General features: G+C 72.3%; 19 protein-coding genes and 2 pseudogenes. 3 read left to right on the top strand and 18 right to left on the bottom strand.

Annotated elements, in window-relative coordinates; all coding sequences use genetic code 11:
* Positions 1–58 precede the first annotated feature (58 nt).
* The gene (locus tag Pflav_RS02555) at positions 59–211 is read right to left on the bottom strand and encodes a hypothetical protein (RefSeq protein ID WP_173033443.1); all 153 of its coding nucleotides are present in this window, start codon (positions 209–211) and stop codon (positions 59–61) included.
* A gap of 150 nt (positions 212–361) precedes the next feature.
* On the opposite strand from Pflav_RS02555, the gene Pflav_RS02550 reads away from it, so the two are divergent.
* A complete protein-coding gene (locus tag Pflav_RS02550; protein WP_173033441.1) occupies positions 362–3802 on the top strand; it encodes an ATP-binding protein in 3441 nt (1146 codons plus the stop codon).
* An 80-nt stretch (positions 3803–3882) separates the two neighbouring features.
* On the opposite strand, the gene Pflav_RS02545 is transcribed toward Pflav_RS02550, so the two are convergent.
* From Pflav_RS02545 to Pflav_RS02500, 12 genes and pseudogenes are all read right to left on the bottom strand, one after another.
* Positions 3883–5139, bottom strand: a complete 1257-nt coding sequence (locus Pflav_RS02545; protein WP_173033439.1) for an HNH endonuclease signature motif containing protein — start codon at positions 5137–5139, stop codon at positions 3883–3885.
* Positions 5140–5754: 615 nt separating this feature from the next.
* A complete protein-coding gene (locus tag Pflav_RS44675) occupies positions 5755–5916 on the bottom strand; it encodes a hypothetical protein (RefSeq protein ID WP_232070943.1) in 162 nt (53 codons plus the stop codon).
* The gene (locus Pflav_RS02540; RefSeq protein ID WP_332107851.1) at positions 5898–6485 is read right to left on the bottom strand and encodes a Gfo/Idh/MocA family protein; all 588 of its coding nucleotides are present in this window, start codon (positions 6483–6485) and stop codon (positions 5898–5900) included. The genes Pflav_RS44675 and Pflav_RS02540 overlap by 19 nt, the downstream gene beginning before the upstream one ends.
* A gap of 81 nt (positions 6486–6566) precedes the next feature.
* A pseudogene (locus Pflav_RS47800) lies at positions 6567–6859 on the bottom strand (Gfo/Idh/MocA family protein); the annotation flags it as partial.
* A gap of 35 nt (positions 6860–6894) precedes the next feature.
* Positions 6895–7629 (bottom strand): GntR family transcriptional regulator, encoded by a 735-nt coding sequence (locus tag Pflav_RS02535; RefSeq protein WP_173033437.1) that lies wholly within the window; start codon positions 7627–7629, stop codon positions 6895–6897.
* Between the two features lie 5 nt (positions 7630–7634).
* Positions 7635–8642: a Gfo/Idh/MocA family oxidoreductase gene (locus Pflav_RS02530; protein ID WP_173033434.1), complete on the bottom strand. Its 1008-nt coding sequence runs from the start codon at positions 8640–8642 to the stop codon at positions 7635–7637.
* Positions 8639–10513: a 3D-(3,5/4)-trihydroxycyclohexane-1,2-dione acylhydrolase (decyclizing) gene (gene iolD, locus Pflav_RS02525; protein WP_173033432.1), complete on the bottom strand. Its 1875-nt coding sequence runs from the start codon at positions 10511–10513 to the stop codon at positions 8639–8641. The genes Pflav_RS02530 and iolD overlap by 4 nt, the downstream gene beginning before the upstream one ends.
* Complete coding sequence (iolB, locus tag Pflav_RS02520) at positions 10510–11298, bottom strand: 5-deoxy-glucuronate isomerase (protein WP_173033430.1); 789 nt, start codon at positions 11296–11298, stop codon at positions 10510–10512. The genes iolD and iolB overlap by 4 nt, the downstream gene beginning before the upstream one ends.
* The gene (locus Pflav_RS02515) at positions 11295–12158 is read right to left on the bottom strand and encodes a Cgl0159 family (beta/alpha)8-fold protein (RefSeq protein ID WP_173033428.1); all 864 of its coding nucleotides are present in this window, start codon (positions 12156–12158) and stop codon (positions 11295–11297) included. Before Pflav_RS02515 ends, iolB begins: the two co-directional genes overlap by 4 nt.
* Positions 12148–13074, bottom strand: a complete 927-nt coding sequence (gene iolC / locus Pflav_RS02510) for a 5-dehydro-2-deoxygluconokinase (RefSeq protein ID WP_197937846.1) — start codon at positions 13072–13074, stop codon at positions 12148–12150. Before iolC ends, Pflav_RS02515 begins: the two co-directional genes overlap by 11 nt.
* 20 nt (positions 13075–13094) lie before the next feature.
* On the bottom strand, positions 13095–13901 hold the full coding sequence (locus Pflav_RS02505; RefSeq protein WP_232070941.1) for a TIM barrel protein: 807 nt from the start codon (positions 13899–13901) through the stop codon (positions 13095–13097).
* An 85-nt stretch (positions 13902–13986) separates the two neighbouring features.
* Positions 13987–14631: a phosphatase PAP2 family protein gene (locus Pflav_RS02500; RefSeq protein ID WP_173033426.1), complete on the bottom strand. Its 645-nt coding sequence runs from the start codon at positions 14629–14631 to the stop codon at positions 13987–13989.
* Between the two features lie 239 nt (positions 14632–14870).
* Between Pflav_RS02500 and Pflav_RS02495 the strand changes: the two genes are divergently transcribed.
* Positions 14871–16058, top strand: a complete 1188-nt coding sequence (locus tag Pflav_RS02495; protein WP_173033424.1) for a GNAT family N-acetyltransferase — start codon at positions 14871–14873, stop codon at positions 16056–16058.
* On the opposite strand, the gene Pflav_RS02490 is transcribed toward Pflav_RS02495, so the two are convergent.
* Both Pflav_RS02490 and Pflav_RS02485 read right to left on the bottom strand, forming a co-directional pair.
* Entirely contained in the window at positions 15966–16901 is a 936-nt protein-coding gene (locus Pflav_RS02490; protein ID WP_173033422.1) for a cytochrome c biogenesis CcdA family protein, read from the bottom strand. The genes Pflav_RS02495 and Pflav_RS02490 overlap by 93 nt on opposite strands.
* Before the next feature lie 3 nt (positions 16902–16904).
* The gene (locus tag Pflav_RS02485) at positions 16905–17480 is read right to left on the bottom strand and encodes a redoxin family protein (protein ID WP_173033419.1); all 576 of its coding nucleotides are present in this window, start codon (positions 17478–17480) and stop codon (positions 16905–16907) included.
* A gap of 95 nt (positions 17481–17575) precedes the next feature.
* On the opposite strand from Pflav_RS02485, the gene Pflav_RS02480 reads away from it, so the two are divergent.
* On the top strand, positions 17576–18493 hold the full coding sequence (locus Pflav_RS02480) for an aminoglycoside phosphotransferase family protein (protein ID WP_173033417.1): 918 nt from the start codon (positions 17576–17578) through the stop codon (positions 18491–18493).
* A 26-nt stretch (positions 18494–18519) separates the two neighbouring features.
* Here the strand turns inward: Pflav_RS02480 and Pflav_RS02475 are convergent, their stop codons facing one another.
* The 3 genes and pseudogenes from Pflav_RS02475 to Pflav_RS02465 form a co-directional block, all read right to left on the bottom strand.
* A complete protein-coding gene (locus Pflav_RS02475) occupies positions 18520–19614 on the bottom strand; it encodes an HNH endonuclease signature motif containing protein (protein ID WP_173033415.1) in 1095 nt (364 codons plus the stop codon).
* A gap of 346 nt (positions 19615–19960) precedes the next feature.
* A complete protein-coding gene (locus Pflav_RS02470; RefSeq protein WP_173033413.1) occupies positions 19961–20800 on the bottom strand; it encodes a lytic transglycosylase domain-containing protein in 840 nt (279 codons plus the stop codon).
* Positions 20785–22181, bottom strand: a pseudogene (locus Pflav_RS02465) (DedA family protein). The gene Pflav_RS02470 and the pseudogene Pflav_RS02465 overlap by 16 nt, the downstream one beginning before the upstream one ends.
* Positions 22182–22233 lie beyond the last annotated feature (52 nt).

Raw genomic sequence — 22233 nt, 5'->3', positions numbered from 1 at the left:
ATTCGTACGCATGGACGGGGACCCATACCGATCGGCATGGATCCCCGCCCGGTACGCGCTACTCGTGCTCGTCGGCCGGGGGCGCGCTGACGCCCTTGCCCTTCTCCGGCACGCTCACGCCCTTGCCCTGCGTGGTCGAGCTGACACCCTTGCCGTTGGGGTCGGAGCTGACACCCTTGCCCTGCGTGCCGGCCTCGGTCGAGTCGGTCATGGTGGATCCCCCTTTGTGGACGGGAAAGCAGCTCTTCGGACCTTAGTGTCCAAAGTAGCTGTCGAGCTGTCATTCTTTGGACAGGCAACGTTACCGTGTGACTGACTCACCCTTGGCCCAGCGGGCACGAGCTGCGAGGATGGTCGCGGGATGGTCGACGAACCGGCGCCACACGGCACACAGCGCGTGTGTCTGAAGTGTGACGCGGTCGCCGACCCCACCCACCACTTCTGCGGCCGGTGCGGCGCTCCGCTGCACAGCCGGTGCGGCTCCTGCCTCTCGATCGTCGCGCCCGAGTTCACGTTCTGCACCAGCTGCGGCAGCCCGCTCACCCGCGAGCTGCACAGCGGCAGCCCGTCCCGCGAGGAGCGGCGCACGGTCAACGTGCTCTTCGCCGACCTCAAGGGCTTCACCTCGATGGCGGAGCGGCTCGACCCCGAAGACCTGCGCCGCCTACAGATGGACTACTTCAACACCGCGCGCGAGGTGATCCGGCGGTACGGCGGGGTCGTGGAGAAGTACATCGGCGACGCGGTCATGGCCGTCTTCGGCGTGCCGGTGGAGACCGAGCACGACGGGTACCGGGCGGTGCTCGCCGGCCTGGACATGCAGCGGGCGCTGGACGGCAAGCCGCTCGCCGGGCGCTACCCGATGCGGGCCCGGGTGGGCATCGCCACCGGTGAGGCGCTGGTCGACCTGGCCGCCGCCCGCAACGGCGGCGAGGCGCTGCTCTCCGGTGACGTGGTGGCCACCGCTGCGCGGCTACAAACCCATGCGCCGGAAGGCGGCGTGCTTGTCTCGGCCGCGACCCACCGCGCCACCGCCGGCTCGATCCGCTACGCGGACGAGCCTCTGCACCTGGCGCTCGCCGGCAAGTCGCGCTCCGTCGAGGCCTGGCTGGCCCAGGCGTCGGTACGGCGCCCGCCGGTCATCGACGACGAAGGCACCCCGCTGGTCGGGCGGGCCGCCGAGCTCGACCTGCTCACGGCGGCGGTGCGGCGGTGCGTGTCCGAGCGCCGCGCCCACCTGGTGTCGGTGGTCGGCGTGCACGGGATGGGCAAGAGCCGGCTGGTACGCGAGCTGTACCGCCGCATCCACGACGACGGCGACCTGCTGGTGCGGTGGCGGGTCGGCCGCTGCCTGCCGTACGGGGCGGGCGGCACCTACGACGCGCTCGCCGAGATCGTCAAGGCCGAGGCCGATGTACTCGACACCGACGACCCGGCCACCACCCGCGAGCGGCTCACCGCCACGCTCGCCGAGGTGCTGCCGTCGCCCGAGGTGGACCGCCTGGTCGGGCTGCTGGGCCCGCTCGCCGGCCTGCCCGGTCGCGCGGTGCGCCCGGGCGAGATCGAGGCCGCCTGGCGGGACGCGTTGCTCGCCCTGGCCCGGCACATCCCCACCGTGCTGGTGATCGAAGACCTGCACTTCGCGGACCCGGCCATGCTCCGCTTCCTCGCCGACCTTGTCGAGGCCGGCGGCGACGTGCCCCTGCTCGTGCTCTGCACCTACCGCCCCGAACTGCTCGACGAGCAGCCCACCTGGCCGTCCGCGCTGCCCGGGATGCTCACCGTCTCGCTGGCCCGGCTGCGCAACGCGGAGGTGCGCGCACTACTGTCCACATTGCTCACCCAGCAGGGCCTGCCCACCGACCACGCCGACCGCCTGACCCGGCTCACCGCCGGCAACCCGATGTACGCGGTCGAATACGTGCGGATGGTCGGCGAGCGCGGCAGTGCCCTGGACGCCGAAGGTGACCTGGACGTCCCGGACAGCGTGCACGGCGTCATCGCCAACCGCATCGACCTGCTCGACAACGCGGAGCGCACCGTCCTCAACGCCGCCGCCGTCCTCGGCGACCGCCTCTGGCCGGGCGCGATCGCCGACATGCTCGCGCTCGACACGGTAGGCGTGGCCGGCGTGCTGCACCGCCTCCAGCGCCGCGACCTCCTCGTCGCCGGCCCGGTGTCCACTGTGGCTGGTGAGGCGGAGCTTGCGTTCCAGCACCAGCTTGTGCGCGACGTGGCGTACCGCCGCCTCCCCAGAGCGACCCGCGCGGCGCTGCACCGGCGCTCGGCGACCTGGCTGGAGCGGGTTTCCATCGACGGCCGCAACGACCTCGCGACCGCCGTCGCGCGCCACCGCATCCAGGCCCTCGACCTCACCCTGAGCCTCGGCGAGGACACGGCCGCGGACACCGAGGCCGCGCGCACCGCACTGCTCGCCGCGGCCGAGGCCGCCTTCACCGTGTACGCGGTGGAGTCCGCGCTCGGCTACACGGAGGGCGCGCTCAACGCCTGGCCGGCCGAGCACGAGCCGGATGCGCGGCGGGGCGCCGAGCTGTTGCACCACCGGCTCCAGTTCCTGGACGACGCCGACCGCTTCTACCGCGACGGGGTCAAGGAGGTCGCCCGCCTCGCCGACCGCATGCGGGAGGCCGGCGACCGGGCCGGCGAGGCGCGGGCGGAGACGTTGCTGGGGCAGGCCGAGTTCATGCGCGCCGAACGCGACAAGGCCCGCGAGCACCTCGACCACGCCATCGCCCTCTTCCACGACCTGCCCGACGACGCCGCCAAGGCCGAGGCGTACGCGGAGCTGGCCCGCCTGCACCTGCTGGAGTTCCAGACCGGCCCGGCCCTGCCCGCGGCCCGCGCCGCCCGCGACCTCGCCCACCGCCTGGGCCTGGCCGACGCCGAGGTGCACGCGCTGGTCACGGAGCACGCCACCCAGTACGTGGCCGGCGACCTCGCCGCCCTCGACGACCTGGCGGACGTGATCGAGACCTGCCGCGCGCAGGGCCTGCCAACGCTGCGCCGGGCGCTGCACAACCTGGCCACCTTCCGCCAGGAGGAGGGCGACCTGTCCGGCGCCACCGAGCTGGAACGGGAGAGCCGCGGCGTCCACGGTGGACAGTTGAGCCTGGTGCTCAGCCACTCGGAGGAGGCCGAGCTGGCCTACTTCAACGGCGACTGGGTGGCTCTGCTGCGCGCCGCCGACGAATACCTCGACCACGAGGACGAGGGCGCCGGCACCACCGACTGGGACCTCCAGCTCCGCGGCCGCCGCGCCTGGATCGGCGCCCTCTGCGGCCGCCCCGACGGCGAGGACATCGCGCGCAGCCTGGACGTCGCCCACCGCTCCGGCTTCGTCCGCCTGCGCTACAACGCCTACGCCCACGGCGCGCTGGCCCACGCCCTTTCCGGCAATGTGGACGGTGCGGCAACGCTGCTGGCGGACCTGGCCGCGCTGTGGCGCGAGGTCCCGACCGCGCTGACGCTGGAGTGGCTGTCGGCCGCAGCCCACGCGACGGTCCTGACCCCGGCGGCGGTTCCCGCGATGGCCGAGGTGGTCCGCACGAGCCTGCGCCGCACACGCTGGGTGGTCGCGGCCGAGGCCCTGGTGGCGGGCGACCCGGCGGCGGCGGTGACGCTCTACGACGAGATCGGCTGCGCCAGCGACGCCGCGCTAGCCGCCGCCTGGGCCGCCCGCGGCTCGGCCGACGGGATTCGTGATGTCGATGCACATCTGGACCGCGTCCACACCTTCGCCACCCGCAACCAAGCCAACGCCCTCATCACCCTCACCCGTTGAGCCGCCGCGATCGCCACCGTCCTGGCGGCATGGCTGACCTCGCGATGAGGCCGTCACGAAAGTGTCGCGTGATCGCAAAGTCAGGGTGGTGCGGGCCCCGTGGTGTAGGTGTGGCCGAGGCGGGTGCGCCAGACGAACGTGCCAGGCGCCGGCTGGGTCAGGCGGACTCCCCGACTGTGTTTGTAGCCGTGGCAGTGCCGGCACAGCACGCCAAGGTTGGACGATGTGGTGGCTCCGCCCGTCTCCCAGGCGCGGGTGTGGTCCAGGTCAGCCCGGTGCGCGGGCGCCCGGCAGCCGGGTGCACGGCAGGTGCGGTCCCGGGCCCTGACAAACGCGGCGACAGCAGCCGCGGGACGCCGACGCAGCGGACCGTGAGCCGTGACCGCGCCGCTGCCGTCGACCACCGTGTAGCGCCACGGCCGGCCACGCTGCTGGTCGGCGACCTTGGCGGCGATCTCGGCGAGGACCGGTCCCCAGCCCTTGATCTCGCCAGGCTCCCGGGACGAGCCGGTCAGCGCGCCCAACGGAACAACCAGCTCCACCCCACCAGCCGTCGCGAGAAGCCCGGTCAGGGTGCGGTCACCGTTGAGAATGTCCAGATACACATCCGCGCGCAGCTCATCCAAGCTCCGGGCGTCCCCGGCCCGCTTCGCCGCCCGAGCCAGCGCGTCGATCCGCGCCGCGGCGGTCGCGGCCCGATCCGGCGGAAGGTGGTGGCCCGCGAGCGTGGCGGTGCCGTCGGTGTCCAGGCCGTGCTCGACCCGGCGCCGGGTCAGCGCCTCCCGCTGCCGAGAAGCCGCCGCGTCGGGATCGGCGGCGATGACCACCTTCCGCAACCGCGCGCGCAACTGCCCAGTGGTCAAACCACCAGCGACCGGCAGCACAAGACCGGTCACCCGCCGCGCCACCGGGATCGGCAGGGCGGCGGACTCCTCGTCCAACACGCGAGCCTTGGCCAGATCGATCCGGCCCGACAGCAACGCCTCGTGCACGTCCGGCAGGCGCTCGACCAGCGCATAAGCCGTGCCCATCAACGCGTCCGCGGCTCGCCGCGTCAGCGTCAACGCGAACCGGATCTCCTCCGCCGCATACTCCTCCGGACGGTCGGTGCGCTCCGGCGGGCTGCCTTCGTCGTCAGGCGGGCAGTAGGCCGACTCCAACACGGTCGCCAACAACTCCGCCTGATAGTGCGCGACCTGGCGAGCGATGGCCTTGGCCACCTCCACCAGCTCAAACCCGCTCAACACCGACCGATCGAGGCGCGCGAGCATCGCGGCCAACCCGGCACCCGGCGGCACCTGGGCCAGCTCAGCAACGACCACCCCACCCTCGAACACGTGTCCGATTCTGATCCAACCCACCCCAAGCCCGCAGCGTCCACAGTAGACGCTCCTTGGTGACTGTCCAGGACCTCTGTTCCAAAAACAAAAGACGTGAGCTACCGCGACGTCCGCGGTGGTCCAGACCGCTGCTCCCGCGGCCTCACCCTCCGCGATTCACAACCCATCCGGCCGGCACAGCCAGCGACGAGGCCATAGCCGCGGACTTTCCTTGATCGGCGCAAGCACCGCCGGGCCGCCTGCGTCCGTGGTGAAAAGTTGCCGCTGGAGGGGAAATGAATCGCCACGGACGACCAGAGCGCCCACCGATCAAGGCCACCCCCTTTTCGACAGTGCCGGGCATCCATGACCATCGCCCTGATCGGTGCGAGGAGGTTGGAGCACGCAGCGATCGAGGGGACAAACGGTCCAGGTTCGCCAGCTCTTAGCATCGCGGGCGCTAGGGCCGCGGCCCTGCCGCACGCCGGACCAGCCGGGGGTTTGGGTTGTGAGCCGCGGAGGGCGAGGCCGCGGGAGCAGCGGTCCGGACCACCGCGGACATCGCGGTAGCTCAAGTTTCGGTCCTGAAATGCGGCCATTGTGGACGGACCCGATGAACCCGGCTCCGCGTCGCTAGAGGGTGACCCAGGTGCCGGTGTGGAAGGACTCGGACATGGCGGCGGTGGCGCGGGCGGCGTGGACGGCGTCGTCCAGTGTGGGGCCGTGCGGTGCGCCGTCCGAGATGGAGCGGAGAAAGTTCGCCGCCTCGATGACTTTCAGGTCGTCGTAGCCCATCGCGATGCCGGCGCCGGGCTGAAATGCGGCGTACTCCCCCACCCGGGGCCGACGTACTCGGTGGCCAGCGCGACGTTCTGGTAACCGTCCCCTGTGGACACGCGCAGCTCGCCCATCCGGCGAAAGTCCCAGGCGACCGCGCCCTTCGTGCCGTGGATCTCGAAGCCGTAGTTGTTCTGGTCGGCGACGCTGACGCGGCTGGCCTCCAGCGAGCCCCGCGCGCCGGAGGCGAAGCGGACCAGGCACGCGGCCCAGTCCTCGTTTTCCACCGGGGCCAGCGCTCCGGTGGCCGTCGCGTAGTGGCTGGTGGCGCCGGCGGGCGTGGGGCGTTCGGCGATGAAGGTGGCCTGGTCGGCGACCACCGCCGTCAGCGGGCCGACAAGATGGCGGGCCAGGTCGGCGGCGTGCGACATGAGGTCGCCGAGCACGCCCGAGCCGCTGCGGGCGCGGGTGAAGCGCCACGACAGTGCGCCCATCGGGTGAGCGGCGTAGTCGCCCAGGAACCTGAAGCGGGCGTGCGTGACCGCGCCGATGTGGCCGGCGGCGATCAGCTCGCGGGCGCGGGCCACCGCGGGGGCGTTGCGGTAGTTGAAGCCGACGGTGCTCTGCACACCCGCTGCCGTGGCGGCGTCCGCGACGGCGGCGGCCTCACCCGCATCGCGGCCGACCGGCTTCTCGATCCAGATGTGCTTGCCGGCCTTCGCCGCGGCGACGCCCACCTCGGCATGCAGGTCCGTGGGGTCGTGACGCTGACCGCCGCGACTTCCGGGTCGGCGAGCACCTCGGCCCAGCTCGCGGCGGTGCGGGCGAAGCCGTACCGGCGCGTGGCGTCGTCGCGTAGCTCGGCGACCGGGTCCGCGGCGGTCACCAGCCGCGGCGCCGGTTTCAGGTCCGGGAAATGGTGGGGCACACGGAGGTACGCCTGCGAGTGCACCCGGCCCATCCAGCCCAGGCCGATGACGCCCACGCCGATCGTGCTCACCGTGCCACCAGGGTCAGCTCGAAGGAGTACAGCGAGGCGCGGTACGCGTGCTGTCCAAACTCGACAGCGCGGCCGGCGTCGTCGTACGCGATGCGCGCCATCGTCAGCAGCGGCGCCCCACGCGTCTCGCCCAGCACCTTGGCCTCGGCCGCGGTGGCGCGGCGGGCGCCGATGGTCTGGTCGGCGAGGCGGAGGTTGACACCGGCGGCGCGCATCAGCTGGTACAGCCCACGCTCGCGCAGGTCGTCGGCGGTGACCCGCAACAGGCCGGCGGGCAGGTAGTTGCGCATCAGCGCGAGCGGCTCGCCCTGCGCGTACCGCAGCCGCTCGATCGCCAGCACGAGCGTGCCGCTGGGCAGGGCGAGCGCGACCGCCACCTCGTCGGGCGCGGTGGCCGGACCGAACGAGAGCACGTCGGTGCGCGGCTGCTGGTGTGTGCGATCCAGGTCCTCGTACAGGCTGGTCAGCTCGACCGTGCGCCGGACCCGGGCGTGCACGACCTGGGTACCCACCCCGCGCTTGCGCACCAGCAGGCCCTTGTCGACGAGGTACTGGATCGCCTGCCGCATCGTCGGGCGGGACAGGCCGAGCTGGTCGGCGAGCGCGACCTCGTTTTCCAGCCTCGTCCCGGGGGTCAGCCGGCCGGTGGCGATCAGCTCTTCCAGCCCTCGCGCGACCTGGAAGTACAGCGGCACGGGGCTGGACCTGTCGATCCGGATCAGCTCGGACACCGGTGTCACGGTAAGGATTCTCCACTGTAGAGGCCCGGGCGCTCGGCCAGGTCCACTTTCGTCCGGGCGCCTCGGGAGGCGACGGCGGCCTCGGCGACGGCGGTGGCCGCGTACCCGTCCCAGGCGCTCGGCCCATCCGCGGTCCCCTGGCTCGCGGCGTCGACCCAGGCCTGAAGCTCGTCCACGTACGCCTGGCCGAAGCGGGCCTCCCAGTCCATCGGCAGCGCCTGCACCCGCCCGCCCTCCAGCGCGACCACGCCGGTGCTGGGCGCGTCGAGCGCGACGGTGCCGGTGGTGCCGACGACCTCACAGCGCACGTCGTACCCGTAGCGGGCGTTGACGAAGACCTCCGCGTCGATGACGATCCCGCGCTCGGTCTCCAGCAGGACCAGCCGCGGGTCGCGTAGCTGCGGGAGGGCAAGCGGGCTGTGCGGCACGTCGACGACGGTGGCGGCGACGATCTCCTGGTCGAGCAGCCAGCGGCAGGCGTCGACCTCGTGCACCAGCGAGTCGGTGAGCGACATGTCGCCGGTGAAGCTGGGTGGCACGCTCACGTTGCGATGTACACAGTGGACGAGCAGCGGCTCGCCGATCCGCCCGGCCGCGAGCGCGGTCTTCACGCCCAGGTAGCCGCCGTCGTACCGGCGCATGAAACCCACCTGGACCAGCCGCCGCCCGTACGTCACCTCGGCCTCGACCACCTTCAGCGCGGCGTCGCTCGTGCTGGCCAGCGGCTTCTCACACAGCACCGGCTTGCCGGCCGCGATGCAGGCGAGCACGAGGTCCGCGTGCGTGTCACCGGGCGATGCGACCAGCACCGCCTCCACGGCTGGGTCGTCGATGACGTCGTCCGCCTCACGGTGGCTCGCCGCACCGGCCATGGCAGCGACCGTGGCGGCTCGGGCGGTGTCCACATCGAACACGGCGGTCACCCGCGCACCCGCCACCCGCCCGGTGAGGCGGCGGATGTGGTCGGTGCCGATCGCGCCGGTGCCGATAACGCCAACGTTCATCCGGTACCCCCCAGGTATGGGCGCTGGTTGACCTTCGCGGCCTCGTACGACTTCCGGGCCTGGCGCGTCGCGTCCAGTGTGGACACCTCGGCGACCGGCACGTCCCACCACGCTCCACCGTCCGGCGCGGGCACGAGCGGGTCGGTCTCGACGTGTACGAGCGTGGTGCCGTCGTGCGCCTTCGCGTCGCGCAGGTGGGCGCGGAGCTCCTCGACGGTCGTGGCGCGGAGCACGCGCACGCCGAGGCTCGCCGCGTTCGCCGCGAGGTCGACGGGGAGCACGTCGCCGTCGAGGCGGCCGCTGTCCGGGTGGCGGTACCGGTAGCGGGTCCCGAAGCGGGGCGCGCCGACCGCCTCCGACAGCGCACCGATGGAGGCGAAGCCGTGGTTCTGCACGAGGACCACGATAAGCTTGACGCCCTCCTGCACGGCGGTCACCAGCTCGGACGACATCATCAGGTACGAGCCGTCGCCGACGAGCACGAATACGTCGCGATCCGGGGCGGCCATCTTCGCGCCCAGGCCGCCGGCGATCTCGTAGCCCATGCAGGAGTACCCGTACTCGACGTGGTAGCCCTTCGGGTCCCGGGTGCGCCACAGCTTATGCAGCTCCCCCGGCATCGAGCCGGCCGCGCACAACACCACGTCGCGGGGCTCGGAGACGTCGTTGACCGCGCCGATCACCTCGGACTGGGCGGGCAGCGGGCTGTGGCCGAGGTGGTACGCCCGCTCCACCGTCTCGTCCCACTGCGCGGCGAGGCGGCGGGCCTCCTCCCGGTACCCGTCGCTGACTGACCAGCCGGTCAGCGCGTCGGCGAGCGCCCGCAGCCCTTCCCGCGCGTCGGCCACCACCTGGACGCCGGCGTGCTTGGCGGCGTCGAAGGCGGCCACGTTGACGTTGACGAACACCGCGTCGCCAAAAGCGGTCCGCGAGGCGGTGGTGAAGTCGCTGTACCGGGTGCCGACGCCGATCACCACGTCGGCCTCGCGGGCCATGTGGACGGCCGCGGTGGTGCCGGTCGCCCCGGCCGCGCCGAGGGCGAGCGGATGGTCGTACGGCAGCGAGCCCTTGCCGGCCTGGGTCTCCGCGACCGGGATGCCGGTGGCCTCGGCGAAGCGGCGCAGCGCCTCGGTCGCGTCGGAGTAGCCGACCCCGCCACCGGCGACCAGCAGCGGGTGGCGGGCGCCGCGGATCGCCGCGACCGCGCGGGCGAGCGCCGCCGGCTCGGGCACCGGCCTCGGCACGTGCCACACCCGCGGCGCGAACAGCTCCTCCGGCCAGTCGAACGCCTCGGCCTGCACGTCCTGCGGGAGCGCGAGCGTGACCGCGCCGGTCTCCGCCGGGTCGGTCAGCACCCGCATCGCGCCGAGCAGCGCGGACGGCAGCTGCTCGGGCCGCCACACCCGGTCGAAAAAGCGGGACACCGACCGGAACGCGTCGTTGACCGAGACATCGGCGGCGCGCGGGTCCTCCAGCTGCTGTAGCACCGGGTCGGCGACCCGGGTGGCGAAGACGTCGCCGGGCAGCAGCAGGACCGGCAGCCGGTTGATGGTGGCGAGCGCGGCACCGGTCACCATGTTCGTCGCGCCCGGCCCGATCGACGAGGTACAGGCGAGCGTGCTGAGCCGGTTGCGCATCCGCGCGTACGCGGCGGCCGCGTGCACCATCGCCTGCTCGTTGCGGGCCTGGTGGTACGGGAGCGCGCCCGGCTCGCGCAGCTCCGCCTCGTAGAGCGCCTGCCCGATCCCGGCGACGTTGCCGTGGCCGAAGATGCCGAAGCAGCCGGCGAAGAGCTTGTGCTCCACGCCGTCCCGCTCGCTGCGCTGGGCGGCGAGGAAGCGGACGAGCGCCTGCGCGACGGTCAGTCTCATGTGGTCACTCCTCGTCCGAACGGCAGCCGAGGGTCGACCTCCTGCGCGGCCCAGGTGTCGCGGATCCAGGCGTGCGCCGGGTCGTCGCAGATCTCCCAGGCCCGCCGTGGGCCGGCCATCACGTTGAGGTAGTAGAGGTCGTAGCCGGGCGCGGCCATCGACGGACCGTGCCAGCCGCGCGGGATCAGCACCACGTCGCCGCTGCGGACCTCCGCGAGCATGTCGGTGTCGGGGCCGTAGACACGCTGGTACGCCATGCCGTCCGCGCCCCGCACCTCGAAGTAGTAGATCTCCTCCAGCACCGACTCGCCGGGCCGGTCCTCGTCGTGCTTGTGCGGCGGGTACGACGACCAGTTGCCGCCCGGCGTCAGCACCTCGCAGGCGATCAGCCGGTCGGCGGCGAAGACGTCCGGGGTGCAGAAGTTGTTGACCTGCCGCGAGCAACTGCCCGCCCCGCGCAGCTCGACGGGCACCTTCTCGGCGGGTCCGTACCGGGGCGCCAGGCGCCGGGAAGCCCGCGCGGTGGGTATCGCGAACCGCCCTTCGCCGGTGACCGTGACGGTGGCGTCGCGCGGCGCGTACGCGAAGTCGGTCACCCCGGCGAAGACGTCCGCCCGACCGTCCAATGTGAACGTCTCACCGTCGCACTCCACAGTGCACGAACCGGCGAGCGGCAGCACAAGCACCTCGTCGTCGCCCGTCTGAAACTCGTGCGTTCCGACCAGGTCCAGCACCCGCAGACCCGAGTAGGTCCAGCCGGCGGCTTCCGGCGTCACCGTCTTCACAGCAGGCTCACCGCCGTGTCGACCGCGCCGGCCACGTCGTCGTCGGCTGGGTAGAGCAGCGAACGGCCGGCGACGATTCCCTTGACGGTGGGCAGCCGCAGCGCCTTCTGCCAGCCCTCAAACGCGGCGTCGGGGTCGGCCGGCACCTCGCCGCCGAGCAGCAGCGCGGGCAGTGTCGAGGCGGCCATCACCCGCTCCATCTCGGGCACGACCGGCACCTTCAGCCAGGTGTACGCGGAGGTCCCGCCCAGCCCCGACGCGACCGAGATGGCCCGCACCATCGCGTCCGGCGTCAGCTCGTTGGTCACCCGCCCGTCGACGCGGTGGCTGACGAACGGCTCCACCATCGCCATCAGCCGCCGTGCGGCGAGCGCGTCGACGGCCCGCGCGCACGCCTCCATCGTGGACACCGTGGCGGGGTCGTCGGGGTCTATGCGGAGCAGCATCTTGCCGCCGTCGAAGCGCATCGCGGCGACCGCCTCCGCGCCGTACCCAGTGAACCGGTCGTCGATCTCGAAGGCGGTGCCGGCGAGGCCGCCCCGGTTCATCGAGCCCACCACGACCTTGCCGTCGAGCGCGCCGAGCAGGAGCAGGTCCTCCAGCACGTCGGCGGTACCGAGGACGCCGTCGACGCCGGGGCGGGCGAGCGCGACGCAGAGCCGCTCGAGCAGGTCGCCGCGGTCGGCCATGGCCATCGTCCGGCTCCCCGCGCCGAGCGAGCCGCGTGCCGGGTGGTCGGCGGCCAGGAGCATGAGGCGCGCACCGATGGACCCGCGGGGTCGCCTGGCCGCAGTCTCCGAAATGGACTGCGGGTGCCGCGTCCGGGCATCCACGACGGCCGCGAGCCGCTCAGCGAACATATGCCTCGACCTCGTCCACTGTGGGCATCGCGTCCGAACAGGCCAGGCGGCCGGCGACGATCGCACCGGCCGCGTTGGCGAAGCGCATGACCCGGGCGGTCTCCCAGCCAGCGAGCAGCCCGTGGCACAGCGCACCGCCGAATGCGTCGCCCGCGCCCAGCCCGTTAACCACCTCGACCGGCACCGGCGGCACCTCGACGGCGCCGGACCCGTCGACGGCGAGCACCCCGCGCGGGCCCTGCTTGACCACCGCGAGGTCGGCGCCACGGTCGCGGAGCGCCTTGGCCGCGGCGGCCGGATCCCGCTCGGCGACCGCCGTGTAGCACTCGTCGAGGTTGCCGACCGCCACCGTGACGTAGGGCAGCGCCTCCTGGAGCCAGCGCCGCGCCTCCTCCCGGGACGGCCAGAACATCTCCCGGTAGTCGAGGTCGAGCACGGTGATCCCGGCCCCGGCACCTGGAGACTCAGCTCGATGGCGCAGCGCGGCGAGCGTCGCCGAGCGGCTGGGCTCCTCGCACAGCCCGGTGCCGGTGACCCAGAAGACGCCCGCCGACCGGATCGCCTCGATGTCCAGCTCGTCCGCCCTGATCTGCAGGTCAGGCGCGCTCGGCAGGCGGTAGAAGTAGAGCGGGAAGTCGTCCGGCGGGAAGATCTCGCAGAACGTGACCGGCGTCGGCAGGTGCGCGACCGCGGTCACGTACCTGTCGTCCACCCCGTACCCCCGCAGTGCACTGTGGACGAAGTCGCCGAACGGGTCGGCGCCGGTACGGGTGATGACCGCGACCCGCCGGCCGTAGCGTGCGGCGGCGACCGCGACATTGGTCGGGCTGCCGCCCAGGTACTTGCCGAACGTCTCCACCTCGGCCAGCCCGACGCCCACCTGGAGCGGGTAGATGTCCACCCCGACGCGCCCCATCGTGAGCACCTCGAAGCCCATCACAGGCCCCGCAGGTAGTCCACGCTCGCGGCGACGTCCGGCAGCGGGTCGGCGTCCGGGCCGGCGAGCACGACGTCCTGCTCCAGCACATACCACCCGTCGTAGCCGGCCGCGTCGAGCGCCCGCACGATGCCGGCGATGTCGACGTCGCCCTTGCCCAGCGGGCGGAACATGCCCGCGCGCACCGCCTCCGTGTACGACACGTCGCCGCCCCGCACCCGCGCGGCGAGCCCGGCGTCGACGTCCTTGAGGTGCACGTGCGCGACGCGATGCGGGTGCTCGGCGGCGATCCGGGCCGGATCGGCGCCGCCCACCGTGAGGTGCCCGGTGTCCAGACAGAGCGGCACCGCGCTGCCGCCCAGGACCCGCTCGACGTCGTCCGCGGTCTCCACCATCGTGCCGACGTGCGGGTGCAGCGTGGGCGTGAGACCGGTCGCGGCGACCGCGGCGGCCACACCGTCCAGGTTGGACAGAAGGGTGGCCCAGCCGGCGGCGTCCAGCTCCGGGCGGGCGTCGTACCCCTGGCGTCCGGTGTCGGCGGCGAGCACGACGGTGTCGGCGCCGGCGGTGGCGTAGCGCGCGGCGACGGCGCCCACCTCCGGCCGCGGGTCGCGGGCGGGCTCGTGCAGGACCGCCGGGACGAAGCCGCCGACCGCGCGCAGGCCGTGTGCGGCGAGCAGACCGGCGGGATCGTCTGGGAGGTATCCCACCGGCCCGAACTCGGTGGCCGCGAGGCCCAGGGAGCCCATCTCGTCGAGCACGCGCCCGGCCGGCAGCTGGTAGCCCCAGCCGGGCACCTCACACACGCCCACGAGATGGGTGCGCCCGCGATCCGCAGCTGCATGCCACCCACCGTCGCCCCGGGGTCGGGACTTTGTCAATACATTCTGACTAAGTGCCCGCCGGCTGGAGGCGTCGCGCGCGCCGCGCGGTCCACCAGCGAACCGCGAACCAGCAGGCCATCGTCAGCGCCGCACCGGCGATCGCGTCCACGATGTAGTGGTTGGCCGTGAACACCACCGCGAGCGTCATCGCCACCGGCATCATCACGCCGAGGATCTTCACCCACATCCGCCGGGCCGCGATCACGATCGCGACGCCCATCAGCAGGTCCCAGCCGACGTGCAGGCTCGGCACCGCCGCGTACTGGTTGGTGAACATCGGCGGTTGCAGCACCCGGTACGCGTGCGAGCTGACCGTCACGGTGTCGACCATGCCCAGCGGCGCGAGCCGGGGCGGCGCGACCGGGAACGTCGCGAAGATGACCATGCCGATCGCGCCGGACAGGATCATCGCGTTGCGGGTACGCAGGTAGATGGCCGTGTGCCGCCGGGCCAGCCAGACCAGCGTGACCGCGATGACCGGCCAGTGCCCCCAGATGTAGATCCAGTTGAATACCGTGCTGACCCGTGCGTTGCTCGCGAACGTCTCCTGCAACCACTGCTCGTGGTACAGCCCGAGCGCCTTCTCGAAGTCGACAACGCGTTCCGCGTTCGCGATCGCGGCGCTGACTGACCCCTCGGTCAGGTGGCGCACGCCGAAGTAGATGACGATAGCCCGAGCAGGATGATGATCTGTTGCCCGAGCCGGACCGGTGTGTGTACAGCCGGCCGGACCTGTGTTTCCCCCGTTATGACCGCCATGTGGACAGCCTCTAGCTTGATCTTGACACTTCCATCCGGGCTGGGCACCGACTTCTCCCTGATTCGGCGCCTGGACCGGAGGGTGAGAACGCCCTAGGGGTCCGCGGGCATCCACATGGTTTGCTGGTGTGCATGAAGATCCGCCGAATCAGCTCTGAGGAGCGGCTCACGCACGCGTTCCCCCTGCAGGCGTACGCCTTCGAGGCGAGCCCAGCACCCCTGGAAGACGCGGCGAGATACCGCGGCTACCTCCCCTTCCAGGAGGACAACGTCACTCTCGTGGCGGAGGAGGGCGGCACCTCGCTCGCCGCCGTCTCCGCGTTGCCGATGCGGCAGAACGTGCGCGGCACGCTGCACCCGATGGCCGGCGTCGCGAGCGTCGCCGTGCACCCGCTGGCCCGCCGTCGAGGGCACATCCGCACGCTGCTGACCCGGCTGCTCGGCGACATGCGGGACGGCGGCCACCCGGTTACCGCGCTGTATCCGTTCCGGGCCTCGTTCTACGAGCGTTTCGGGTACGTCGGGCTGCCGAAGAGGCGCCGGGTGACGTTCGCCCCCGGCGACCTCGCCCACCTGGTGCGCGCCGACCTGCCCGGCGAGATCACTTGGGAGCGGATCAGCACGGGGTACGACGCGTACCGCGCGTTCACGCTGCGGCTCGCCGCCGAGCGGCACGGCTTCGCGGTGTTCCCGGACTATCGGGCCGAGCGGCTGCGGGAGGACGACGCGCACTGGCTTGTCGCCGCGCGGGTCGACGGCGAGGTGGTCGGCGCGGCGGCGTACCAGATCAGCCGCCACGGCGGGGAGATGCTGGTGGACGACCTGCTCACCACCACGCCGCTGAGCCGCGCGCTGCTGCTCCAGTTCTTCGCCCGGCACGTCGACCAGGTCGACCGGGTGGTCGCCGGGATCGCCGCCGACGAGCTGCCCGAGCTGTGGGCCACCGACCTCGGCACGGTCACCGAGGCCCGTACCCGGGTCCCCAACATGAACGCGCCGATGGCCCGGGTCCTGGCCGTCCCGCCGCTCGCCGGTGCCCAGGTCGGCCCGGGGCGCGTGGTGGTCGAGGTGGTCGACGACCCGTTCATCGCCGGCACCTACCTGCTGGACGGGCGCGGGGGCCGCCTCGAGGTGGGCGGCGACGAGTCCAATGTGCCCCGGGCGACGCTGCGCGCGGCCGGGCTGTCCGCCCTCGTGTACGGCGTGCTGGACCCGGACGACCTGCCGCTACGCGGGTTCGGCGCCGTGCCCGCCGACGCCGGCGCGCAGCTGCGGACGCTCTTCCCCCGCGCCGTCCCCTACATCTTCGCGGACTTCTGACCGCGCCTTTGCTGACCGGGCGCTCAGCCGCCGGGTGAGCAGCGCGGCGGCCAGCAGTACCACGAACACCCCGGCCACCACCCCGACGCCGGCCGAGGTGAGCGCGGACGAGATTGTGTGCTGGATCCGGCCAGCAGCCGTCACCACCGGGTCGTCCACTGTGGAACGATCGGCGCTGAGCCGGATCTCGTACCAGCCGTAGTACGCGACGTAGGCGCCAGCGAGCAACAGCAACGCCCCGCCCAGCCGGGAAATCACCGCGCCGGCCCGGCGCACGGCCCGGATCAGCGAGGTGCGCAGGAGTCCCACGGCGAGGGCGGCGGCGCCGACGGCCAGCCCCATTCCGGCCGCGTACGCGAGGAAGAGCCCAACCCCGGCGCCGGTCGAGCCGGCCCGCATGCTTGTCACGACGATGGCCAGGAACGGCCCGATCGTGCAGCTCAGCGACGCCGCCGCGTATGCCGTCCCGAAGGCGAACATGGACGGCAGCGTGCGGCGCAGCTCCGGTGCCCGAGGTCCGCGCCACGGCGTGGGCAGCGTGCGGCCGGCGGCGAGCCAGGCGCCGACCGCCACGAGCAGCACGCCGAGCCCGACGGTCAGCCACGGCAGCCGCTCCTGGACCCAGCCCGCGGCCGGCGCCACCGCGAGGCCGAACGCGCCGAACACCGCAACGAAACCCGCGGTCATGGCCGCCGTCGAGGCCAGGGCCCGCCGGACGGTGTCGCTTGTGGACTCACCGGCGACGAGCAACGAGAGGTACGCCGGCAGGAGCGCGAAACCGCACGGGTTGACCGCCGCGAGCATGCCCGCGGTCAGCGCGAGTACAAGCTCAGTCTGTGTCATCGCTCAGCCAGCCAGCTCGGCGACCTTGCCCTCGAAGTCGATGCTGTCCATCCACCCCTTGCTCAGCACCTTGCCGTCCCGGTCGAGGAAGACGTACGTGCTCTGCTCGGCAATCTTGAACTTCTTCCACACGCTGCCGGCCTGGTCGTTGAGGTGGGTGACGTTGCCGACCTCGCCGTCGGTGACGAACTCCTTCATCTCCTTGGCGTCGCCGAGCCCCGCGACGCCCAGCAGGTTGACCTTCTGGCCGAACTCGGCCTGCATGTCCGCCACGGACGCGGCCTGCCCGAAGCAGGTAGCGCACCACGGCGCCCAGAACCACAACACGGTCGGCCGCCCGGCGAGGCTTGCCGCGTCGAACGGCTTGCCGTCGAGCGTGGTACCACTGAACGTCAGCGTGGCCGGCACCGGACCGGCCTTCTGGTCCGCGGGCTTCTGATCGGCGGCGGGCTTGGCGTCGGCCGCGGCCGGCTTGCCGTCGTTCCAGTCCGCGTTGGGGGTCACCCCACTGGCACAACCGCCAGCCCCAAAGGCGACAGCGGCGGCGAGCAGGGCTGCCGCGACCAGCCGGACACGCATGCGGGACCTCCTGGGAGTGGGCTGCGCCCGTGAGTACGGCACCGAGCCCCATACGGTTCAACCCGAGCCACCCCGCTACGTGGCACTCTTGTTGAATGCCTGGCCCTGCCCCGCCGCCGGTGCTGGCGCGCAACGTTGTCGGTGTCTGGGGTGCGGAGGGCGCCAGCTGGCTGGCTGAGCTGCCCGCGCTGCGGGCCGAGGTGGCGCGGGCGTGGGAGCTGCGGCTCGGCGAGCCGTACCCGCTCAGCTACCACTGGGTGGCGCCGGCGACCCGGGCGGACGGTACGCCCGCCGTGCTCAAGCTGGGCGTCCCCGGCGCCGACCACCTGCCCGTCGAGGCGGCCACGCTGAGGTGCTGGGCCGGCACGGGTGCGGTGCGGCTCCTCGCGTACGAGCCGGCGTGGGGCGCGCTGCTACTGGAGCGGGCCGACCCGGGCACACCGGCGAGCGCGCTCGTCCCGGCCCGCGACGAGGAGGCGACCGCGGCGATCCTCGATGTGATGCGGCGGCTGCACACGGTGCCGGTACCCGATGAAGGTCTGCCGCCGTTGGAGTCGCAGGGTGACGCGTTCGCGCGGCATCTGCGGGCCTACCCGGGTGACCACCCGCTCCCCCGCGGCCTGGTCGAGCGCGCGGGCCGGCTCTTCGACGAACTCTGCGCCTCTGCGCCGGGGCGGGTGGTGCTCCACGGCGACCTGCACCACGACAACGTGCTGCGCGCGGAGCGCGAGCCGTGGCTGGCGATCGACCCGCACGGCGTGGTCGGCGACCCGGGCTACGAGGCCGGCCCGATGGTCTACAACCCCGACCCCGACCGTCGCGAGGACGAGCTGCTCGCGCTGGTCCCGACCCGCGTCGAGCAGCTCGCCGACGGCATGGGGCTGCCGATCGACCGGGTAGTCGCGTGGGCCTTCGTCACGGCGGTGCTCTCCGAGGTGTGGAACGCCGAGGACGCCGGGCAGGTCGGCACGCGCGCGCTTGACGTCGCATTGGCGCTGCTGCCGCGACTCTGACGGTGATGAATCCGTGCGTAGGGCCGTCAGGGTGGTGATTCCGCCTCGGTGGTGTAGGCGTGGCCCAGGCGCGTGCGCCAGACGAACGTGCCGGGTGTGGGCTGCGTCAGGCGGACGCCCGCGCTGTGCTTGTATCCATGGCAGTGCCTGCACAGGACGCCAAGGTTGGCCGGAACGGTGGGTCCACCAGCTTCCCACGCCTGGGTGTGGTCTAGGTCCGACCGGTGAGCAGGCGTCCGGCAGCCGGGTGCCCGGCAGGTCCGGTCGCGGGCTTTGACGAATTCGCCGTCTCCCACCGATGGGCGACGGCGTAGGCGGCCATGCGCGGTCAGGACGCCGTCCTGGCCGTAGACGCTCACCCGCCACGGCCGGTCTCGCTGCTGGTGCGCCAGCTTACGGGCGATCTCGGCGAGGACCGGTCCCCAGCCGACGATAAAGCCTGGCGCGTCGGACGCGCCGGTTAGTGTCGCCAGCGGGACGACGATTTCCACTCCACCGCCACCTCCCGCCGGCGTGGGAGGGGCCTCGCCGTTGAGGATGCTCAGATACGTATCAGCGCGTAGCTCATCCAGCGTCCTCGGGTCGCCGGCACGCTTGGCGGCGTGGGCAAGGGCATCGATACGGGCGGCGGCCGCGGCTGCCTGGTCGACAGGCAGGTGATAGCCGGCGAGGGTGGCCGTGCCGTCCAGGTCCAGACCGTGGTCGACGCGCCGCTGGCGGACCGCTCGTCGCTGCCGATTGGCGGCCGCTTCCGGGTCGCAGGTGATGACCAGACGGCGCAACCGGGCACGCAGCTGCCCAGTCGTCAACCCACCCATGTCCGGCAGGATCTGGTCGATGATCTGCCGTGCGGCCGGCTGCGGCAGGCCGGCGGTCTCCTCGTCCAGGACACGCGCCCTGGGTAGGTCGATCACGCCGGACCGCAACGCACGGCCCGCAGCAGGGAGGCGCTCGACCAGGGAGTAAGCCGCGCCCAGCAGGGCGTCCGCCGCCCGCCGGGTCAGCGTCAACGCCCACCGGATCTCGTCGGCGGCATACTCACACGGGTGGTCGGTGCGCCGCGGTGGGCTGGTGCGGTCGCCCGGCGGGCAATAGGCCGTCTCGCGTACCGTGGCCAGCAACTCTCCCTGGTAGGGCTACCTGCCGGCTGGTGGCCTTGGCCACCTCCACCAACTCGAACCCATTCAACGCCGAGCGATCGACACGATCCAGCACGGCGGCCAGCTCAGGGCCGGGCGCCAGCCGAGCCAGCTCCTCCACCGTCACGCCGAGATCGAACACATGTCCAATTCTAAAGGAGCCGCAGCCATCCCGCAGTGTCCACACTGGACTCGCTGCCGTTGTTGCCGCGTCTGCGATGGCGCCGCCCGAAACGCTCGCCGCCGCACTCGGTGGGATTGGTGCACTTCATGCACTACACGGTATTTGCCCGAATTGCGACGCAGGAGAAAATTGTGGAAATAGTACTCAGAAGGAGAGACACTCGCACTCGGTCATGAGCGCCCGGACATTCTGCACGTAACGCGGGTTGGGGATCACGAGCCCGTTCGGGGTGTCGACCGCGCCGAACCCGAAGTTGTACGACGCGATCACCGCGTTGAGGAGGCAGAGCTCCGTGACGCCGCACTCTTCGAGCGTGTAGTCGCCCTCGAAGTAGACGTCGCCGAAGTACTTGATCAGCCAAGCCAGATAGTTGGCGCCCAGCGCGGCGTTGTCGGTGTAGTCACGGATGTCGTACGACTGGCCGAAGCGGTTGTTGACGAACGTGGCGGTGTCCGGCATGACCTGCATCAGCCCGATGCCGCCGTCGCACGCGATGATGTTCGACTGCCAGCCGCTCTCCTGCCAGGCCGTCGCCTTGACGAGGTTGACCGGCACCTTGATGCTCGGCGCCGACGTCGGCCAGTACGTGCGCCCCGCGGCGGCGGTCAGCGCCTGCTTCACCTGGGCGCGGGTGGCGGCGGTGCCCTCGTACTTCGGCTTGGTGCACCCGGCCACCGGCGGCTTCGGCGGCGCGGGAGGCGGCAGCTGGGTCTCCACCGGCGGCTTGCGCTTAGGCTTCGGCTTGGCCGGCGGGCGGGTGGTGGGCGACTTCTTCGGAGTCGGCGTGGGCTTCTTCGGCGTGGCGCTCGGCGTCGGCGCGGCACCCAACTCTTGCGCCAGCGCCTCGACCTCCGGCGTCTCCTCCGCCACGACCGCCGACTGCGCCGGCGGCGACTCGACCCGCCCCTGCTCCAGACACCCGGTCAAAGCCAACAACACAACGAACGCGATAACCCCCGTGAACACCTTCACGGTGCGCACCATAACAGCTTGTCAGCGGGCCTACCGGGGGCCGAACCCGACATGTCCGGCACGTCGGCCGATGGGTTGTCGACGCGGACGCGGGTCGCCCACGCCACCATGAAGACCGCCGTCCACAGCACGCCCAGCAGCACCGACGTGACGAGCTGGCTGGCCGTATTCCACCCGACGTAGAGGCGGGCGGCGGTGACCATCACCACTCCCACGACCGCCACGGTCCACATGGCCACCGCCACCATCCACCGGATACGGCGCGCGAACAGCCAGGCCAGCGTGCAGATGCTGGCCGTGACGACCGCGTGCTGGGTCAGGAAGAACCGCTCGGCCAGCGCCTTCTCCGCGACCGCCAGCAGCACCAGCGGCAGGAACGCGCCCGCCGTCGCGACGAGCGTCACGAGGTCGCCGCGCCAGGCCCGCCGGCGCCACGCCAGCACCAGCGCGGCCAGCGCCACCACCACGACGAGGCTCTTCGGCCCGAACACGCCGACCACCACGTCGGCCGCGTGCGCGAAGCCCTCGGTGCGCCGGGCGGAGATCCAGTCCGCGATGACCGAGTCCACCACGGACAGTCCACTGTGACCGACGACGGCGTTGACCATGTAAGCCATCGCGAACGCGAAGAGCAGCAGCAGGCCCAGCCCGAAGACAAGGTTTGCCACGAAGGCCCACCTCGGCCCGACCCGCATCGACAGGAGGAAGAGCAGCAGCCCGTACCGCTGGATGAGCCACCTCATGGGCGGAAGGGCCGCCGCCCGGCGGGCCAGCACGAGCGCCGGGTCGGGGTTGCGGCCCAGCCACCGTCCGATCAGGACGATCGCGACCACCGCGACGAGCAGCACGAGCACCGCCCCGGTCGCCTGGCCCAGGTATCGGGAGACCGTCTCGTACGACTCGCCGGCCAGGTAGCCGACGACGACCGAGGCGCCGACCCAGGTGATCACGCCCAGCGCATTCCAGGGGCGAAGCGCCGGTAGGGCATGCCCGCGCCGCCGGCCAGCCGGGGTGCGAGCGTGCGCACGAACGCCACCCACCGCGCGCCCAGCATCGCCCGGCCGCCGAGGCGGGCCAGCATCGCGTCGGCCTTCTGCCAGCGCTCGTGGCCGATCCGCGTGCCCCACCGCCCGGACCGCAGCTTGGGCCCGTAGCGGCGGCCGCTGCGGAAGGCGAGCGTGTCGCCGAGCAGCCCGGCGGCGATCATCAGGATCACCGCCGGCACCAGCCGTAACGTGCCCAGGTAGGCGAGAAACCCGACAGTCAGCAGCGTCGCCTCGGCCGGCACCACGAGGCCGACGATGAAGGCTGTCTCTCCCGCGACGAGGACCGCCGCGAGCACGTAGATAAGCAGCGGCGGTAGATCAGTCAGCAGGTTTACCAGCTCTTGCACGCGTGCCCCCGATACACGTCCGACAGCATGCCAGCCAAGTGTGACAGCGGCA

This window comes from Phytohabitans flavus (assembly GCF_011764545.1).
Lineage (GTDB): Bacteria > Actinomycetota > Actinomycetes > Mycobacteriales > Micromonosporaceae > Phytohabitans > Phytohabitans flavus.
The sequence above is the reverse complement of the archived record's forward strand: the minus strand, read 5'-3'. Positions and strand labels throughout refer to the sequence as shown.

Bases quoted from the DNA above. Each gene is read 5' to 3' on its own strand.
- Pflav_RS02550 (WP_173033441.1), top strand. From the start codon at position 362: ATGGTCGACGAACCGGCGCCACACGGCACACAGCGCGTGTGTCTGAAG.
- Pflav_RS44675 (WP_232070943.1), bottom strand. From the start codon at position 5,916: ATGGGCTACGACGACCTGAAAGTCATCGAGGCGGCGAACTTTCTCCGC.
- Pflav_RS02480 (WP_173033417.1), top strand. From the start codon at position 17,576: ATGCCTGGCCCTGCCCCGCCGCCGGTGCTGGCGCGCAACGTTGTCGGT.
- Pflav_RS02490 (WP_173033422.1), bottom strand. From the start codon at position 16,901: ATGACACAGACTGAGCTTGTACTCGCGCTGACCGCGGGCATGCTCGCG.
- Pflav_RS02495 (WP_173033424.1), top strand. From the start codon at position 14,871: ATGAAGATCCGCCGAATCAGCTCTGAGGAGCGGCTCACGCACGCGTTC.
- iolC (WP_197937846.1), bottom strand. From the start codon at position 13,074: ATGGGGCGCGTCGGGGTGGACATCTACCCGCTCCAGGTGGGCGTCGGG.
- Pflav_RS02555 (WP_173033443.1), bottom strand. From the start codon at position 211: ATGACCGACTCGACCGAGGCCGGCACGCAGGGCAAGGGTGTCAGCTCC.
- iolD (WP_173033432.1), bottom strand. From the start codon at position 10,513: ATGAGACTGACCGTCGCGCAGGCGCTCGTCCGCTTCCTCGCCGCCCAG.
- Pflav_RS02485 (WP_173033419.1), bottom strand. From the start codon at position 17,480: ATGCGTGTCCGGCTGGTCGCGGCAGCCCTGCTCGCCGCCGCTGTCGCC.
- Pflav_RS02515 (WP_173033428.1), bottom strand. From the start codon at position 12,158: ATGTTCGCTGAGCGGCTCGCGGCCGTCGTGGATGCCCGGACGCGGCAC.
- Pflav_RS02470 (WP_173033413.1), bottom strand. From the start codon at position 20,800: ATGGTGCGCACCGTGAAGGTGTTCACGGGGGTTATCGCGTTCGTTGTG.
- Pflav_RS02530 (WP_173033434.1), bottom strand. From the start codon at position 8,642: ATGAACGTTGGCGTTATCGGCACCGGCGCGATCGGCACCGACCACATC.